General features: G+C 39.9%; 10 protein-coding genes. 2 read left to right on the plus strand and 8 right to left on the minus strand.

Features of this window, described 5'->3' with window-relative positions; translation table 11 throughout:
• Positions 1–254 precede the first annotated feature (254 nt).
• The gene (locus AC59JO_RS24975) at positions 255–1,016 is read left to right on the plus strand and encodes an alpha/beta fold hydrolase (protein ID WP_497308837.1); all 762 of its coding nucleotides are present in this window, start codon (positions 255–257) and stop codon (positions 1,014–1,016) included.
• Positions 1,017–1,324: 308 nt separating this feature from the next.
• On the opposite strand, the gene AC59JO_RS24980 is transcribed toward AC59JO_RS24975, so the two are convergent.
• On the minus strand, positions 1,325–1,630 hold the full coding sequence (locus AC59JO_RS24980; RefSeq protein WP_497308839.1) for a DUF2911 domain-containing protein: 306 nt from the start codon (positions 1,628–1,630) through the stop codon (positions 1,325–1,327).
• A 497-nt stretch (positions 1,631–2,127) separates the two neighbouring features.
• On the opposite strand from AC59JO_RS24980, the gene AC59JO_RS24985 reads away from it, so the two are divergent.
• Positions 2,128–3,135 carry a sigma-54 interaction domain-containing protein gene (locus tag AC59JO_RS24985; protein WP_497308841.1) on the plus strand — a complete coding sequence of 336 codons (1,008 nt, stop codon included), beginning with the start codon at positions 2,128–2,130 and terminating at the stop codon, positions 3,133–3,135.
• A 123-nt stretch (positions 3,136–3,258) separates the two neighbouring features.
• On the opposite strand, the gene AC59JO_RS24990 is transcribed toward AC59JO_RS24985, so the two are convergent.
• The 7 genes from AC59JO_RS24990 to AC59JO_RS25020 form a co-directional block, all read right to left on the minus strand.
• Entirely contained in the window at positions 3,259–5,574 is a 2,316-nt protein-coding gene (locus AC59JO_RS24990; protein WP_497308843.1) for a sensor histidine kinase, read from the minus strand.
• Positions 5,575–7,340: 1,766 nt separating this feature from the next.
• Positions 7,341–8,297, minus strand: coding sequence for an MBL fold metallo-hydrolase (locus AC59JO_RS24995; RefSeq protein WP_497308845.1), 957 nt, complete (start codon positions 8,295–8,297; stop codon positions 7,341–7,343).
• Positions 8,298–9,798: 1,501 nt separating this feature from the next.
• Positions 9,799–12,078 carry a tetratricopeptide repeat-containing sensor histidine kinase gene (locus AC59JO_RS25000; protein WP_497308847.1) on the minus strand — a complete coding sequence of 760 codons (2,280 nt, stop codon included), beginning with the start codon at positions 12,076–12,078 and terminating at the stop codon, positions 9,799–9,801.
• A 203-nt stretch (positions 12,079–12,281) separates the two neighbouring features.
• Positions 12,282–12,692 (minus strand): helix-turn-helix domain-containing protein, encoded by a 411-nt coding sequence (locus AC59JO_RS25005; RefSeq protein WP_497308849.1) that lies wholly within the window; start codon positions 12,690–12,692, stop codon positions 12,282–12,284.
• Positions 12,693–13,145: 453 nt separating this feature from the next.
• Positions 13,146–14,261, minus strand: a complete 1,116-nt coding sequence (locus AC59JO_RS25010; RefSeq protein ID WP_497308851.1) for a S1/P1 nuclease — start codon at positions 14,259–14,261, stop codon at positions 13,146–13,148.
• A gap of 117 nt (positions 14,262–14,378) precedes the next feature.
• On the minus strand, positions 14,379–14,642 hold the full coding sequence (locus tag AC59JO_RS25015) for a hypothetical protein (protein WP_497308853.1): 264 nt from the start codon (positions 14,640–14,642) through the stop codon (positions 14,379–14,381).
• An 868-nt stretch (positions 14,643–15,510) separates the two neighbouring features.
• Positions 15,511–17,715 carry a glycosyltransferase gene (locus tag AC59JO_RS25020; RefSeq protein ID WP_497308855.1) on the minus strand — a complete coding sequence of 735 codons (2,205 nt, stop codon included), beginning with the start codon at positions 17,713–17,715 and terminating at the stop codon, positions 15,511–15,513.
• Positions 17,716–17,725: the final 10 nt, after the last annotated feature.

Consider the following 17,725-nt stretch of genomic DNA (forward strand, 5'->3'; position numbering starts at 1 on the left):
CCGGGTACGCTGTCGATAATTACGATTGAAACAGTCGAGCTTGTCAGCACGAAATAGCTCAGTTATAATTTAGCTAATATGTTGTATTAGTTTATTTATATCTGGATTCGGTAATACTTATTGAACTTCGTTGTACCCTAATTGGTCATACATCCTGCTGTTTATAAGAAATTTTAGTAAACCTGGTAATTGAATATCGTTTATGTTCCGCGAAAAAACACATAACAAAAAAATAATATAACTAATCAGAAATCATGAAAACCTTAAAATTAAAAACCATGTTACTTTTAACCTTATTTGTGGCAACCGGAACGCATGCCCAAACCACTCAAAACGAAAAGCCAACTATTATTTTTGTCCACGGCATATGGGCGGACGGGTCTTGCTTTACCAATCAAATTGAAGCGCTGCAAGCTAAAGGTTATCAGGTTATGTCAATTCAAAACGAAGTAGCTTCTATTGACGCAGATGCAGCGAAAGTTCAGCAGGCTATTGACCTGGTAAAAGGCAAGGTCATTCTCGTTGGCCATTCTTGGGGAGGTATGGTGATTACAAAAGCCGGCAATGATCCGAAAGTTCTTGGTCTGGTGTATCTCGCAGCCTACGCACCTGAAGCCGGCGAGTCGCTTCTCGCCCTATCTTCAAATGCTCCTCAAACTGAATTGACCAAATATTTGGTTCCTTCCGGTGATGCAGTATTCATTACTCAGGAAGGTGTAAAAACAGTTTTTGCAACCGATTTAAGCGAAAAACAACAAGGATTGATCTTTGCAACACAAACTCCGGCAGCGCACACTGTTTTTGACGATAAAAGCGGCGAGCCTGCCTGGAAGCATAAACCAACCTGGTTCGTTATAGCTCAACACGACAAAACGATTCATCCCGACCTCGAGCGATTCATGTCGAAAAGAATGAAAGCAAAGACTATTGAGTTACCGTCATCACACGTGATGATGCTTTCACATCCCGCGGAGGTGCTCAAGGTAATTGAGGAAGCGGCAACTTATAAATATTAAATATTCTTGAAGAGCAAGACGGCATAATGGCCCTATCCCCCGCATTGTTAGTTACCTCAATACAACACTTGGTAAGGTAACCAACTGTTTTGCGCAGCTCTGGATATTGGTAAAATAAGAATTTGAAAGAGATGGAAAGAGAGTTCAGGCATTTGCCTGAACTCTTTATAAGATGGGATACAGGTATTATTTCGTACCTATAAATACATCAGCATACTCCCATTGTAACGAGAAGCCGTTTTTGGTGATGACATACTTTATTTGTTCTTTTCGATCAGGTAATTTTGGGTGCTTGACGATAAAAGAAATTACTGTCCTTGCGGGATCGATATTGGTTTCGCCCCGTCTTTTGAGCCATACTGCCCGGTCTCGGAATTAAAGAAAATTATCCGTTCCGTTTCTCCGGGCGTCGCAAAAAAGCTATACTTATCTGCGGGAAATTTTTTACCTGCAATGGCAATGCCCCTATCGATTAGAAAAACAGTAGCGTCATTGGCTCCTGCTGTCCACACCTTTCGATATGGCAGCAGTCCTCCCAATATTTTCTGCCTTAACGAATGGGCTGCTGTTGTTGTTGAGATGAGCATCACCGATTTTTCCTTTTGCTTCCGCATATGGGCTAAGGTTTTTGCGTTTACTTTACTAGGCTCTTCAAAAAACCGCAGACATAAAGCACAACATCAGCAACATAATTAATTTTAGTGAGGAATTTGTTTTTATGGCTGGCTTAACAAGTTTGTGTTGATATCAAATTTCAAAAAAAGCAATTGTTAAACCAATGAAGTTTTTTCAAATCGCCCGATTTTATAAAAAAGTTTGCACGGCCTTTATTAGATATTTTATATTACATATAACTCAGGTAATTATTAAAATTAGCTTCTTTTAGCCATTTTTGATTAACAATCAAATTGCATGAATAGATATTCCGCGGGTAATTTGATACCCTTCATGACCGGCCAAATAGTTCCAGGCGGGCAGATTGAAACGAATGTTTATCTATCTAACTAAAGGATTTTCCCGGAATAATTAAAATGAGTAGAACTATCATAAAGAATTTACATATAAACAGCTTTACCAATTTATAACAGAGCGAATTTAAATTAAATCAGCAATGCAACTTCGAAAACAACATATTTGCTTGGACAACGATTTCAAAGATATGCCATGTTTTTCCGAAATAATTGGTGAAAGCACGGCTATTAAAGATTCGTTAAATCTGGTTACCAAGATAGCTTCGACAAGTTGTACGGTGTTAATCACAGGGGAAACAGGTACTGGAAAAGAACTTGCCGCAAGAGCGATTCACAATAATTCGCCTCGTAAAGATAAAACCTTGATCAAACTAAATTGCGCAACGTTACCGGCAACTTTAATTGAATCAGAATTGTTTGGACATGAACGGGGTAGTTTTACTGGTGCTCATGAACGCCGAATCGGTAAGTTTGAAATAGCAAATAATAGCACGCTTTTTTTAGATGAAATAGGGGAGCTGCCTTTAGAGATGCAGGCAAAGTTGCTTTCTGTACTTCAGGATCGCGTCATAGATAGAATTGGTGGCAAAAATACCCTGAAAATAGACGTTAGGATAATTGCGGCCACAAACCGCGATTTGGAAATTGAGGTCGAAGAGGGACGCTTCAGAGCTGATCTTTACTACAGGCTCAATGTATTCCCTATTAATTTGCCGTCGCTCAGGGATAGGCGCGAAGACATTCTTCCGTTAACTAATCATTTCATCCAAAAGAGTTCGCAAAAGTTTGGTAGAATGATAACTATGGTGAATCAATGGGCCTTGCAGGAATTGATAGATTATGACTGGCCCGGAAATATCCGCGAGCTGGAGCATACCGTAGAGCGAAGTATTTTGTTAGCTGACGATAAGACCATAAGGCAATTTTACTTACCGGTGAAGAGAAAGAAGTTGCAATCAAAATCCGTTCAGGACCAAAATATTATTAAAACGATCGATGAAAATGAACGTGATCATATTATGTATGCGCTCCAGCGTTGCAAGGGGATAATTTCGGGAAGTAACGGGGCAGCAAAATTTTTAGGTGTCCCATCCAGTACTTTACATTCAAAAATAAAACGGTTGGGCATCAAAAAACTATTTTTTTAATGGCTATCGTTTTATCGACTAATTAGTTAAGGGCAGATGTGGAAACATGATGATTTAAAGCGTAGCAGAGGACTAATGCGTTTATGGCGGCCGAAAATTCCTGATGCTGTTTAAATGCTATTATTAAATATTTGCATCTCGCATCTCGCTTAAATCACTTGCGACAACGGTTTTCTCGACTGGAAAATCTATACGTACTGTCACACCGGCATCAACCGAAAATGAAAGGTTGCCTTTAAGCTGGGTGCTGAGGCCCTTTACCAATGATATACCCATTGAATCCTTCATCTCAAAGTCCAGGTTTATGGATGATCCGACGCCATCGTCACTAACCTGGAGGATGGCCCGCTGACGATCCTTTTTCATGCGGACTTTGATTTCCCCCGATCTTTTGTTTGGGTAGGCATATTTCAAGGCATTGGTAACGAGCTCATTTAAAATAATCCCAACGGGAATAGCTTGTGACACGTCAAGCCACAGATTATCAACGTCAAGCCTGAGCCTGATTTTATCCTCCTTTTTATTTAAAGATTCGTCCAATGATTCCAGTAACCTGGTTATATAAGGTAATATATTAATCTCCGCTACCTTATCGCTTTTATATAACTGCTCGTGGATGAAGGCAATGGCCCGTACACGATGCTGGCTTTCCAGGATAGCTTCCTTCGCAAGTTTGTTGTGCGCCTGGATCGATTGCGATTCGAGCAGGCTCATTACAATTTGAAGATTGTTTTTTACCCTGTGATTGACCTCTTTCAACAACAGGTCTTTTTCTGAAAGTAATTCATCTTTATCTTCTAACAGCTTATTTTTGTCGATAACCAGTTTTTGCAGAACGGTATTCTTTCGGTCTATCTCCGATTTTTGCTGCAACAAAAGTGAGTTGCTACGCTGTTTTAACCGGTATTGACTATAGATAAGAGAAGTGATGATAAATAGTAACAATGTTCCTCCAAAGGTTACCTTTTGGAGAAGCTGATCGCGCTTCATTTTAGCCTCATTTAAAAAAGCATTTCTGGAGAGCGAGTCGATGTGCTTGTTTTTTTCCAGTGCTTCATTTTCAATATGCAGCAATGATATTTGGTAAGCTTTTGCTGCGTTATCGATCGAATCTTTAATTTCTTTTTCTTTAAGGAAATGTTCCATGGCAGACTTCCTTTCTCCTTTTAGCGAGAGTAATTCATAATAACGGTATTCTGCTGTCCTGACATTTGCTGCAAAATTTTGCTTGTGCGCCATGGTGGCAAACAACTCTGTGTAACGAGAGGCCTGTTTTATATTCCCCGTTGAAGAATAGTATGAAGCAAGCGCATTGTAACCGTCCATCAGTTCCTGGGTATTTGCCGGAGATATCGCTTTTAACAAGATTTTCAGTCGCTGAACATAACGGGCTGCTTCGCCAAAACGCTTCACGTAGGTCAGATTGTTAACAAATTCCACTGCTACTGACATCTTATCCAAATCACTGACAGCTTGGCTTTCCATTTCATCGAGTACTGCAAAAGCCTTTATGAGTTGGTTGGTGCGGGTATATTCCAGGGCTAAAGCAGAAGCCTCCAAAATTATAATACGGCGATCATTATATCGTCTTGCCAGCTTTAAGACGTTAATGGAGTAAGGGATTGCCCTGTTATATTCTTCCAATTTAATATATGTGGAAGCGATGGAATGATTTATGCCGGCGATCTGCAAAGTTGTATCTTGAACTTCTTTGGCCGTTTTAAGAGCTAAAAAATTATATTTCAACGAATTATCATAATCTCCTAACTTGAATGATATTCTGCCTATATTCCGGTAGATACCTTCAACAGTTCTGCGACTAACAGATGATCCTAAATTTAACGCTTCAAACAATAATTTTAGGCCTTCAGTGTTTTTTTCGGCCAGAAACAGCAGGTCGGCATTTACTGTAAGTAAATATGACAGCCAAAGCATATTGCGTTCTTTTCTGAATATGTCAATAGCCTTGTTGATGTAAAATATCCGGTTCTGGATTTCTACAGGATCTGAAAACCTATAATATTGGGCGATCAAATGGTATGATCTCGCCTGTCCGTCGTTGTTATTGTGTTTTTGGGCGAATGCAAGTGCGCCTTGTGCGATCTTTAAGGCCGATTGCCGGTCATCGCGATTATAATAAATTTCAGCACTAAGCAACATGGAATTAATTATTCCAAAATCATAATTGAGCCGATGGCTAAGTTCAGAGGCCTGAGCTGCAAATGCTGTTGCTGTATCAATTTCCTTTGCGCCCGTGGTGGGTCTTTGAAACATCAGGTGCCCCAGTGCAAGTTCCAGTTTGACCTTCGTAGTGTCGTTTTTACTTTCTGAAAGTTTTTGTCTTAATACGGGCAAAGTTAGTTCGTCCAGATCGCTTGTCTGGGCGATCGACGGAGCAGTAAAAAATAGTAGTAGTAGAAAGAAATAAAATCGCTTCATTAAATCTTCTGCTTCAAATTGTTTTCTAACTTACGAAATTTTCATAAAAGGCATTTGTTAACCATCGCACATTGCCGAAGAAAGCCTTGACATTCATGGGCTTTGTATACAGATCAATTTGAATGATTGTTGTACACTGCCCCTTAATGCGGTGTAAAATAATGGCTTAGAACATGATCAATCTTTTATCGCAAATAGATCAAAAAAATATTTAAGAACATTAGACAAAGACTTTGATCTCAATACGAGACATAGCATTTTAGGTGATGTACATTCATAAATGCTTGTGCTTTACGGAAAGGGAGATATGAATTCGCAATTTTATTCGGTCTAATAATTCTGTAATTTTTGAACATTTCTTTAGCTGATGGTCGTAGGAATTCCATGGGATTGAAATTAAGATTTTTTAAATATTCCCTATACCCCAGTCTTCTGTTGGCGATGACCCCTACATGGTAGCTGTGACTATTATTCACGGTTTCCAGTAAATGGCGCTGTCTTATCGATGTCGCACATATGAATTGCTGCGGAAAATGTGTCTCCGTCGCATTTCGGGTGTAACAACTTTCTGGCTCTTTAAAAATACCGGGCTTATTTATAATGTAGTTACCACTTGTGTATGAGCATAAATGGGAAAATTCTTATTGTTGTTGGTCGTCTTGTTGGTGCTGATGTAAGTCTGTTTGCATAACTTTTGTCCAGTTGCTCTTTTATCTTAAAAATGTTCAAAGTTGCACTCTTTGTTCATGGTGTACAGATACCAATGAGGTATCCCGAATGAAGATACTTTCTGGATTATGATAATCACCCTCATCTTTTTTTTGACCCAAATTCATAGCACTTCATGATATGCCAGATGAGACAAACAGCCTGCTCCTGATATCGAAATTGAGTATATCCGCGATACATGGCTTCATGACAAAACATAACTGAGGAATTCCTGATGTGCCGGTTTACATATCTAATTACTCTTAGGGTTCAGATGGTATGTTAAACATTTTATGTTCGAACACGTTAACCCGGGTATTTACAGATCAGCTCTTTTGATGAATATCAATTCCGATGCACAGCTGTATTTTTGCATAAGCGGATTGTTTGGCTTTCTAAAGCTTTTACATAAATGCTTTACGGTTTTTATAAGTAGCTCATTTTGTCACGGATCGTCGCGGCTATCCCCAAAATTGGAAGGAGGGAAAGGCAGGTGTGTATGAGGGCGTAATACACACCTGCACCCACATCGGCGAAGACAGCGGTATATGAAACCCAGGGAGCAAATTGGAACCAGGAACGCGTGGCATATTCCGCTGCTGCACGGTAATACAATCAGTCATAGTACTAATAACTTATCTACAGCAGAAAGCTTCAATGTGAGATCCGATGGCCTTGATGTATTTTCTTCCTTTTCATTAATCTCACTTTAAGGGATGATGTGAATAGCATAGGTATGAATAGATCCAATATCTTATAGGAAAATTAGGTTTAGGCCCAGTCATGCATTCCCATATTTCTGATGTTGTTTTCGAGAGCCACTACGCTAAAGCCTAATCTTTCGTGCAAGAGTTAATAATTTGCAAAATAATAACTGTGACGGTTAAACTTAATTGCGGGCCCGGCTCTTATATATTTATAGTGATCAATTTCTTTATGCAAATTACCATTGAATTTTAATAAGTTACGACTGTTAACTACAACGAAAAGTTGCCAACGCAAAAGGCAATTACGATTATGGCGTGCAGTTTATCATGGATCATCAATCCAGAGCGATTTTAAGCCCCCTTATAAACGAGACGTGTGAAAAATTGTCCGTTTATGGCAAAACCGCCAAATTTTGCATCAAATGCAGCCGTTGGCTTTAACGCTAAAACTTCAGAAAGGGGCTTTCCCTGTCTTTTTAAGTTTTGAATTTTTGAAAATATGGTAGTAAGCATATCATAAAATTCAATTAGCTGTTGTTTTTTGGCCACCGGGCCGTGTCCGGGAATGATAAGCGTTTCATTGGTTGTCCGGTCTATATTGATCTTAGTCGCAGCAATCATGCCACTTATATTTCCGCCGGTGGAATAATCAATAAACGGATAGTAGCCATTCCAAAAGGTGTCCGCAGTGTGTAAAATGTTTGCGTTGGCAAAAAATATCGAGCTGTCACCGTCGGTATGAGCATGCGGATAGGTTTTAACAGACACCTTTTCACCGTTGAATTGCAGATGGTGTTCGTTTTCATAAATTATGGATGGCAAACCGGCAGCAGAATGCGGGGGAAAAGTAAAATCCCAATCTTCAACTCGGGTTGTCTGAGATAAATGCTTTTTAGTGATATTCTGAGCAATTATAGTTGCGCCTGCTCTGTGGAGCCATTCATTTCCATCGGCGTGATCAAAATGCCAGTGGCTGTTGATGACATATTTGATCGGATGACTGCTTATGCTGTTTAAGGCACGCTGAATATTTGCCTGAGAGCCTGCGATTCCTGTGTCTACCAGCAGTTTTCCGTCTGCGCCGGATGATACCCCAATATTTCCGCCTGAACCCTCAAGCATAGAAATATTTCCTCGTAATTTGTTTACTGTGATTTTTGCAGTTTTCGCGGCAGTTGTAATAGCTACCACGGGATTTTGCTGTTGGGCAAAAATTGACTTCGGACATATCAAAGTTCCGGCGGCGATTAGACTCGCTGTACTGATAAATTTCCGGCGGTTGATCTGGTGTAAATCTTGATTATTCATAAATGTTTGTTTGTGTGAGCCGTTTGCTATTTTTCGGAATAATATCGGCATGTTGATGGTCTTTAATTGGTACTGGATCATCGACGTGCAGAATCATTTTTAGCCATCTTCAAAGATTAACGTCCTTCACGTTAAATCAATGATGAAGCTTTGATAATCGGCCGTGAGGTTCTTAATAAACCTATTCCACCGTTTTTCTCATGTTTGACTACAAATAGATCTGTAAAATGGATCTTAAATTTTATCTTAATACTGCATAGCGCCCGAATATTCGTATTCGTTCCGCAAGCTCATCCAAGCTGAGAATAATTGCTTATATCGGGTTTCGAAAAATAATCTTTGCGATTAAAATTTGGACTTCCAAAGTTTCAAGGAGCATTCCCGCTTATTGCAGACAGCAGAAATTCTTTCGCATAAATTTTGCCAAGCTGATGAGCACTTGATAGCTGGTTTTCGCCTCTTATTTCGATTTCGGCAATCATTTCTTTGTATTTTATTTGTGATTACACTACCATGACAGACAACGTATAAACAGTTGGTTAATCGACAATTTATAAACCTCGGATAATGTTTCAAATTTAAGCTGCGTGTGATTTTGATACTAATCACCTAATTGATATCAGTTATTAGAATACTTATTAACGCGCTGCAATCTGTGTGTTGCGGAATTGGCTTTCAGGGTCTGAGCGGGAATTTCCTTTGTTAGTTAGGCAGGCAAAATTCCCGAAAATATTTTTTGATAACGTCACGGCGAGGTTGAAAAAACGTCCTGGCTTCTTTTAAGGATCTGTATGATTAAGCCAATTTCGGTTCATCTGCAGGCAATTTATTTCAAGCCTTTAACCGTCTGTTAGCACCTTGGTTAAGTCTACACAGCCTATTTTTGCCGATGATTCAGTTGATAGTTTACCATTTAGATATACCACATTATTTTTTACGCCCTGATAAACGTAAATCAACGATGTGTTTTTCGTTGGAATATGGTGATGCGTTTCTTCATCCCGATAGCATACTTGAGTTTAGACTAAATAGTCTTTTAATTAATCTTTATTATAATCGGAAACATCGACATCTGCTTTGTAGCTTTTTTCGGGGTTATTTTATCAGATGTACAAATTTAAACTGATAGCAATGAGCGTTGTTGAATGCTCTTTATAAAAGCTTATTTATCCACAAATGCCTGTGTGTAAATTGTTTATATTCCTTCTTGATTTCCGTATAGCAAACTCATACCGGCACCGCGCAAAAGATCAGCAAATTTTGTCTTTTGATTCATGCCTTCTTAAGGCAGCAGACGTTCAGCAAATATAATGAGACTACGTTCCTGTATTTGGCTTTGAGCTATGTTTTCTATAGCGGCAGCCGGATAATAAATAGGTTGTGATGGAACATCCATAATGCAATTACACCGGGTATCTTTGGTAAAAGATGATCAAATCGGGAAATGTAATCCTGATCAGATATTCCGCTGCCTGGTACACTAACGTTTTTATTATATAATTTATTTGTTCAGGAGTTGAGCCTGCATCTGTGCGATTCTCATTGGAAATTTAAAAGAAACAGTCAGGCCATTTTTATTTTCGACGTCAAAAGAACCTTCAAGTTGTGCAGTCAGACCTTCTAAAAGCGCAATTCCCAGCGTATTTGTTTCCGACAGCGTAAAATTTGCAGGTAACCCCACCCCATTATCACTGACCCGTGCTACAATAAATTCTCCTTCTTGTTTAACGAAGATTCTAATCGCGCCACCCTGATCATTTGGGAATGCGTATTTGAGAGCATTGGTAACCATTTCATTCAAAATGATGCCGACCGATATGGCCTGGGATACGTCAAGTGTGATTTCATCTACTTCACATGTTATTATGATCTTGTTAACACTGTGATTTAAGGATTCGTCCAACGAATCAATCAACTCCTTAATATATAATGGAAGATTAATTTCTGTAATATTATCTGTTTTATACAACTGATCATGGATCAGTGCGATGGATCGCACCCGGTTTTGGCTTTCTAAAATGGCCTGTTGTGCGTTCTCGATAGAGATATACACGGATTGGGACGCCAATAGGCTCATGACAATCTGGAGGTTGTTCTTTACACGGTGGTTCACTTCTTTTAAGAGTAGGTCTTTTTCGCCAAGAAGTTGATTTTTATCGGATACCAGGTTTTTAAGGGAAATATTTTGCTGGTCGATCTCTGATTTCTGTAAGAGTAATAAAGCGTTGCTTTTTTGTTTTAACCGATAACGGCTGTAGATCAATCCCGTAATAACTAAGAGCATGACACATCCAGTAAGTGCTACTTTTTTTATCAATTGGTTATGCTTAAGCGTAATATCGCGTAATTGCCCTTCCTTTGTTAGTGAGTCGATGTGTTTGTTTTTTGCGAGTGCTTCATTTTCAATTTGTAATAGCGATATCTGATAAGCTTTGGCAATATTATCAATGGAATCCTTCATTTCTTGCTCTTTTAGGAAGTGGCCGATCGCAGACTTCAAATCACCTTTTGAAGTAATCAATTTATAAAATCTGCGTTCGGCCGTTCTTATCCCAGAAATAAAATTCAGCTTACGGGCCATAGCAGAATATAAATCTGTGTAATGATATGCCTGATTTGCCTGGCCAGTCTCTGCATAATAGACAGCAAGCGCATTATACGCGTTCATAAGTTCTGTCACATTATGTGGCGCGACCCTTTTCAGCAGCTCCCTGATTTCATGTGCATAATGCCCGGCCTGCGTGAGACTTTTTGCATAGGTGAGGCTGTTCAGAAACTGGGTGTACACCGTTAATTTGTCGAGATCGCTATAGGCCCGGCTTTTTAAATCATTAAGCAGAGCAAGCGCTTTTTGAAGTTGATTAGTATGTGTGTACTCCTGTGCAAGCGCAGGAGATTCTAAATTGATAAAATCTGGTTCGTTATAGCGCTTCGCCATATCCAATACCGCAACGGAATGCGGAATTGCTCTTTGGTAATCCTGCATTTTGATATAAGAGGCCGCGATATAATGATTAATGATACTTACTTGCATGGTCGTGTCATTTACTTCCTTCGCTGTTTTCAGTGCTAATAAATTGTACTTTAGAGCGTTTTTGTAATCGCCAGATTTATAGGATATCCTTCCTATGTACCAATAGATTCCCTCGATAGTCCTACGGCTGACCCCTTTTCCCAGGTTCAAAGCTTCAAAAAGCAGCCTAAGTCCTTCCGTTCTCCGTTCTGCCTGAAACAGCAAATCTGCATTTGCTGTAAGCAAGTAGGAAAGCCAGAGATTATTATGGTTTTTTCTAAATATGGCTATTGCTTTGTCAATGTAGAATATTCTGTTCTGTAACGCAGCAGGTTCAGACACCGGATAGTATTTAGCGATCAAGTGATATGATCTGGCTTGTCCGTCGCTATTATGATGTTTTTCCGCGAATTCAAGTGCTTTCTGAGCGATTTTTAACCCTTTTTCCATGTCATTCCGCTCATAAAATGTTTCAACATCAAGCAGCATTGCGTTGATTATTCCGAAATGATAATTAAGTTTCCGGCTTAGCGCGGCTGCATCGGCTGCGAATCTCTTAGCTGAGTCGATATCTTTTTCACCCTTTATCGCCTTGAAAAACATTAAATGCCCCAATGCAAGTTGTACCTGTACCTTATTCGTATCGTTTTTGCTGGTTGAAAGTTTTTCTCTTAATACGGGCAAAGGCAATTCATCCAAGTCACTGGTCTGGGCCAGCGCCGGCGTAGTGAAGATAAGGAAGAAAAGGTATAAAAACACTCTCCTCATTGCCAAAACTTAATATACGCTTGATCAGCGGTTGCTATTCCCGAATATAACCAATTTGCATCTGTTAATAAACCTAATTAACACTTTTCTGACCTCTATTTATAGCTTTATAATACCTGGCGATACAGCTTTATACCCGTAAGTTGTGCAATTAATGCTACCCGACCACTCAAAAAACAGCATTCTGCTTTGCTGTTATCCTTTCATCTTTTTGGATTTTCCATTTTACAGCTTAAAATTTCGTTGTACTGCTCCATCAGCCTGATATATTTTTCCATCCAGTAATATACAGCCTGGTTTCCGCCATCAACGCGAACAGCTTCTGTTGTTGCCTGATCTTTTAAGTTCGCATGGCTGTGCTCATAAGCCCCGGGAAATTCGTTTGAAAAGTCGTAACCTATCGCGAAGCCGATTTTAACAATGTCGCTCATGTCAAGATCTTCTTTTTCAAACCAATTATATAAAGTCCGCCGGCTGACGTTGAGTTTTCGTGAAATTTCGCTCAGCCCCGATGGATGACGGCGTACAATGTACTCCACGATTTTGCCGCGGTGGGTATCCCGCGCTGTTCCTGCTGTTGCCTGCTTTGTTGAATTGCAAGGCGTATTAGTCATTAGGCTAACGACATTGTTCATATCACTCCAAATTGTTAAAATCGCTTAAAATGCCGGCTTATAAATATTACAGGTAATAGCCGTTTACACAGCTAAAACCTATACGTTGAATGGAACTTCAGAAATTACGGGTTTATATTTTAACTGCTAATTTAAATATCGTTGGGGTTGATTATTGCAGGAAGGTACGATTGTATAACGATATGTAAATCACTTGTGAAGTTTTGGAAAGTCATCGGCATTCAGTGTAAGCCAATCGATACTTTAATCCTTTTAGCCGGCTGTTTTTCGCACGAGGCTTTTCTGCACAAAGAACGTATAAGGATTGAGATAAATTAAAATTAAATAGTGAATGAGGGGCAAGCTTTCGTGTGAGCCGGGAGCAATAAAATAAGAAACGCCGGGCTCAATCAGCCCGGCGTTTCCTTTAACAATGACTATTGCCTTGTCAACTCACTTTTCAATACTTATTGCGTGCACATCCTCAACAACGATCTCAGCCTTGCCCTGATAGTCAATCACCTTTCCCTGTACGGTAATGGTCTGATCATCTACCTGACCCGCTAATTGCCTGGCATCTCCCTTTAACACCACTGTCAATAACTGCTTTGGATAAGCTGCGCCGAGATTAACCAGTACCATGCTCTTGATATCTTTACCGCTAAATACCTTTCCGCTAACGGTCACGTCCTTGCCAGTGTTGTTTTTTGCATCTTCAAGTCTGATCTTCTGATATTGAGCAGAAGAGTTTGGTACAGGAGGGGGAGCTGACAACTCCATCTTAACGATCTTCACCTTCGTATCATTAAACAACTTGTTCAGCTCCCCGGCCAATCTGATACCAGCCTGGTCAATCCGCAAATGTATGGTTGGAATATACTTCTTATAATAAGCGTCATCTATATTTTGACCTGATTTAACATCAGCGTATAGCTCAGAACTAATCTGGTAACTCTCCCAAAGCCATTCCATCGGGCTGTCAGCCTGCCATTTCTTAATTTGCGTTTCGTTGGCCCAGTCATATTGTTTTGCGATCTGTTCCTCACTTAAGCCCTCGTGTTCGATCAATTTGCTGTCCCATAAACTGTGCAGATTAGTGCCCGCATTGTCAAAACGCACCTGGATCGTGTTACCCCCTTTATCTTCGGCACGGCTGATATGCATCGGTTGATGAGCGTCACCGACTAAATGGATCAGGTATTTAAGGGCGCTGTTCTTTTGATCCGGTGTCGAAGCCTGATCTTTTAAAATAGCTTCCTCCTTAAGTATGGCCCCGTAAACATTATCATTGCTTTGCTGATTAACAAAGTCAACAAATTGCTGGTGGTTCAGACCCAAAGGCAGGTTTAAAAAGTGCCATTTACCCGTTGTCGGGTTGCGGTGATCGTCAGCCCAGGTACTCACATCCGCCATGCTTTCGCCTTTCAAATAAGCGGAAACTGCATAGGCGGTATTGGACGTTAAATGCTTTTGCGCTATGGTCGCCACAGCCCTGTGCCCTTTATATCCCCAGGAAATCAAAGCTGCTGATAAGGCTATCAAGGTAATTGATAATACTTGTTTTCTCATGTGGCAAATGTAGGAAAGCAAATGACAGGTGGAGATCTTTATTTGAATTTTTGCTAATTAATTTAGTATGGTCTTTGTGTGATCACAAGTCACGACCACAAAAGTCCGGATAAGGGTTTAAAAAGCCAGGCTTGACCAAAGTATTTTAAGGAAGCTAAGTGCCTGTTTATCAAATATGGCCCGCAGGTTTGATTTATCAGTTGGGTTTGGTAAGTTTAGGTACCCAAACTGAATGATCATGAAAAGACAACTTATCATGCTGTTCCTGGCTGCCGGAACGCTATTGTGTAAAGCAAGCCTTAATTCACCTGCTAAGACCTCCAATAGCAGCTTCGCTACCTGCAAGGGAGCAAACCCATGCAGGGCCTGCAGGAATTGCAAATACTGTAAACGTTGCGCAAAGCAGGGGCTGACATGCGGGGTTTGCAAAAAATAGGCTGAATGGCTTAACCGGATTCAAGGCAAACTGTACGGGGTGTTTGGTAATAGCGGGGTATGCTTAGGGGAATTTTGACCTGTAGTAGCCTGCCGACGCCCGTTTTCCTTAATAGTGGTATAGAAGAAATGGTATAGGCTGGTGGCCAACATTTCCGGTTTCCTGTTTATCTGCTAATCGTAATCTAATCCGGCACTTGTTGCGATTGCCGATGAAAGCGGAGCGCCTTTCTACGCTGATTAAAGCTTGCCTCTAGTTCTTTGCCACAGTTGCCGGCGCAGCAACAAGAAAATACGGAATAGTAACAGCCCAACTGGAGCTGTAAGGACATTTTATAATCAAATGGATTACGACGGAGTGGTTAATTCAAAAGCAGGTAGCGATTATTGGGCATTTACCCCAGTTTGGACCGTAGCGGATTGGAGGCATCCATTAGCCGGACATAGAGAGTTTCGCTTAACTGATAACCAAAATGGCACATTTACATTTTATACCCGGGGGCGTAGCTCGGCTATGGACGCGTCAGGATGCGATATACAATCGCCTTCTCGGGAATCCAATTAATTAGCTTAGAAAAGAAGGAGATCGAAACTTCTTTGATAGTGCTAATCAACTTTGGAATTCGGTTATGGATAATAAACTAACAAGTTCTTACATAGTTTTTTGTGCGGAACAACTTACTTCGCTTATAAGCTAGAATGTAAAAACAAAAAGCTATGCACCCTCGTTAATTAATCTTTCACCTGCCTACGTTTTCCTTATTATCGATAGTTTTCGTTAATATAGATCAATATAGTTATTTCGCATAAATGACTATTTGATCGGAGAACCGTATTGGTTTTGTATAATACCCTTTTTAAATTTGTTTAATTGCCCCAGACTAAACGTTTCCGTAAACTTGGGAGAAGAAAATACCTTATCCAGCCAGTCGCTTAATAACTTGCCCTTTTCTGGCGTATTAAAATAGTTTGATCCGTAACTAAAACTTATGGCACCATGCATTACCAATTCTTTGGGCGTGTACGAAATATTTAATTTATCTAATTCCCGTGATAGTAAATTGAGAACGTTTTGTTTGATAGTTTTTTCATCGCTGCTTGAAATATTTTTATTATGCACGCGATATTGAAGCAAATATTGCGGAAGATTAGCGACTTCGGTGACTGCGCTCATTCTTGTCCATAAATCATAGTCTTCACAAAGCAGAAATTTGGGATCATACCTTAATTGTTTTGCTAGCTCCGTTCGCATCATTACCAGCGGGTGTATAAAGGGATTGTTAAAATACAATTGTAGTTTAAGATGTTTGCTCTCCACCGGGCGTTGTAACCGCTTAATAACCATGCCATAACCATCGATGATTTCATGCCAAGCCCCGACCATGCCGTATTTGGGATTTTTTTCAAGGAAATTCACCTGCAACGCCAGCCTGTTAGGCGACATGATATCATCTGCATCCATACGGGCCAGATATTTGCCTTTTATTATTTTCAAACCTTTGTTCAGGGTGTGGGCAATACCTTTGTTTTCCTTGTTAACCAATAGCCTGATCCGTTTATCAGAATAGCTTTTAAGTATTTCCAAAGTATTATCCGTACTGCCGTCATCGATTATCAGCAATTCAAAATTGGAATAGCTTTGATTCAGAATAGAATCCACGCACGCTTGCAGGTATGCAGCGGCATTGTAACAAGGCATTAAAACACTAACGAATGGAGTATTTTGTTCGGGAATGTATATGGGCTGCTCCTGTTGTTTTCTGACTTCCGAAGCTGATACTTCACGAAAGACCGCAAGCGTATTATTGATCATTTGCTCCAGGGAAAAAGCTTCAGATGCGTGTTTTCGAGCGTCAACAGATAATTGTTTTGCAGCTTCCTTATCTTTCAAAAGGAAAGCGAGTTTTTGACGCAGATCTTTGCTGTTTAAGCTTACCCCGTCTTTTTTAAAATCCACTTTTATTCTTAAACCGCAGTCCCGGGGGACAATCTCTTTAAGCCCTTCAACTTCACTGACGATAATCGGCAAGCCAAAACGCATCATTTCGATAGCAGTATAACTGCACTGCTCTGCAAAACTTGGGACTATACCCACATCAGCTAACTGATAGAAATCATACAATGTAGATTTGGATAAATTGCCGGTTAATGTAATATTTGCCCAATATCGCTTGGCCGTTTCCGCGATACGGGTACCATCGCCATTACCGGCAATAATTAACCTCGTTTGATGCACGCTTCTATCTTTCAAAAACTCTTCAAATATTTTAACGAGGTCTACAATCCCCTTTCTGGCGTGCAGAACATGTGCGAAAATCACTATTTGTTCGTGCTGTCCAAAGCCGTATTGACGACGCAATTTAGCACGCAGCTTTTCCGTCCTTTGGCTTACCTGAAGATCAATGCCATTGTATATTACCGTGATTTTTTCAGGTTTTACGTTGAACAATAATTCCAAATTTTCTCTGGCATAATCGGTAACGGTTATAATATGGTCTACAAACTCATAGTTAATTTCCTCCTGATGTAATTGCAGCAAGTTTAAAGGGACCTTTTTCTTTTTGTTGAACGCGTCATCTAAACGATAAAACTCCCTGTAATTGACAGTGACCAGGTCCCGCCACGGCACACAATGTTTGGTCAAAACAATTTTACATTTTATTTTTTGTCTGATATGCCAGGCAAGGCTGCAATGGTTAATCCAGTTTAAATGGATAAGCACATTTTCTTTAACGTCGATATGCTTTTCTAAAACCGTTGTCAAATATGCATCAGATTGATTCTTATTATCGGCGGTCCTCCTAAACCTGGGGACAAAAATATGGTCTGCTTTATTGCCGTTTTCAACGCTGACTTCGGGATTATTGCTTTCAACCCAAACATAGGTTAAAGCAATATCATCTATTTTTTCAAAAGCCCGGCCAAGTTCTGCTACGTAAGTATTTAAACCATTATCTTTTTTTTCTTTATAATAATCAATTATATAGAGGTTAATTGGTGTCGATTTATTTTCTAACATATTTACAGAA

The organism is Mucilaginibacter sp. A5337, from assembly GCF_059690695.1.

Bases quoted from the DNA above. Each gene is read 5' to 3' on its own strand.
- AC59JO_RS25020 (WP_497308855.1), bottom strand. From the start codon at position 17,715: ATGTTAGAAAATAAATCGACACCAATTAACCTCTATATAATTGATTAT.
- AC59JO_RS24990 (WP_497308843.1), bottom strand. From the start codon at position 5,574: ATGAAGCGATTTTATTTCTTTCTACTACTACTATTTTTTACTGCTCCG.
- AC59JO_RS25000 (WP_497308847.1), bottom strand. From the start codon at position 12,078: ATGAGGAGAGTGTTTTTATACCTTTTCTTCCTTATCTTCACTACGCCG.
- AC59JO_RS24975 (WP_497308837.1), top strand. From the start codon at position 255: ATGAAAACCTTAAAATTAAAAACCATGTTACTTTTAACCTTATTTGTG.
- AC59JO_RS24985 (WP_497308841.1), top strand. From the start codon at position 2,128: ATGCAACTTCGAAAACAACATATTTGCTTGGACAACGATTTCAAAGAT.
- AC59JO_RS24980 (WP_497308839.1), bottom strand. From the start codon at position 1,630: ATGCGGAAGCAAAAGGAAAAATCGGTGATGCTCATCTCAACAACAACA.
- AC59JO_RS25010 (WP_497308851.1), bottom strand. From the start codon at position 14,261: ATGAGAAAACAAGTATTATCAATTACCTTGATAGCCTTATCAGCAGCT.
- AC59JO_RS25005 (WP_497308849.1), bottom strand. From the start codon at position 12,692: ATGACTAATACGCCTTGCAATTCAACAAAGCAGGCAACAGCAGGAACA.
- AC59JO_RS24995 (WP_497308845.1), bottom strand. From the start codon at position 8,297: ATGAATAATCAAGATTTACACCAGATCAACCGCCGGAAATTTATCAGT.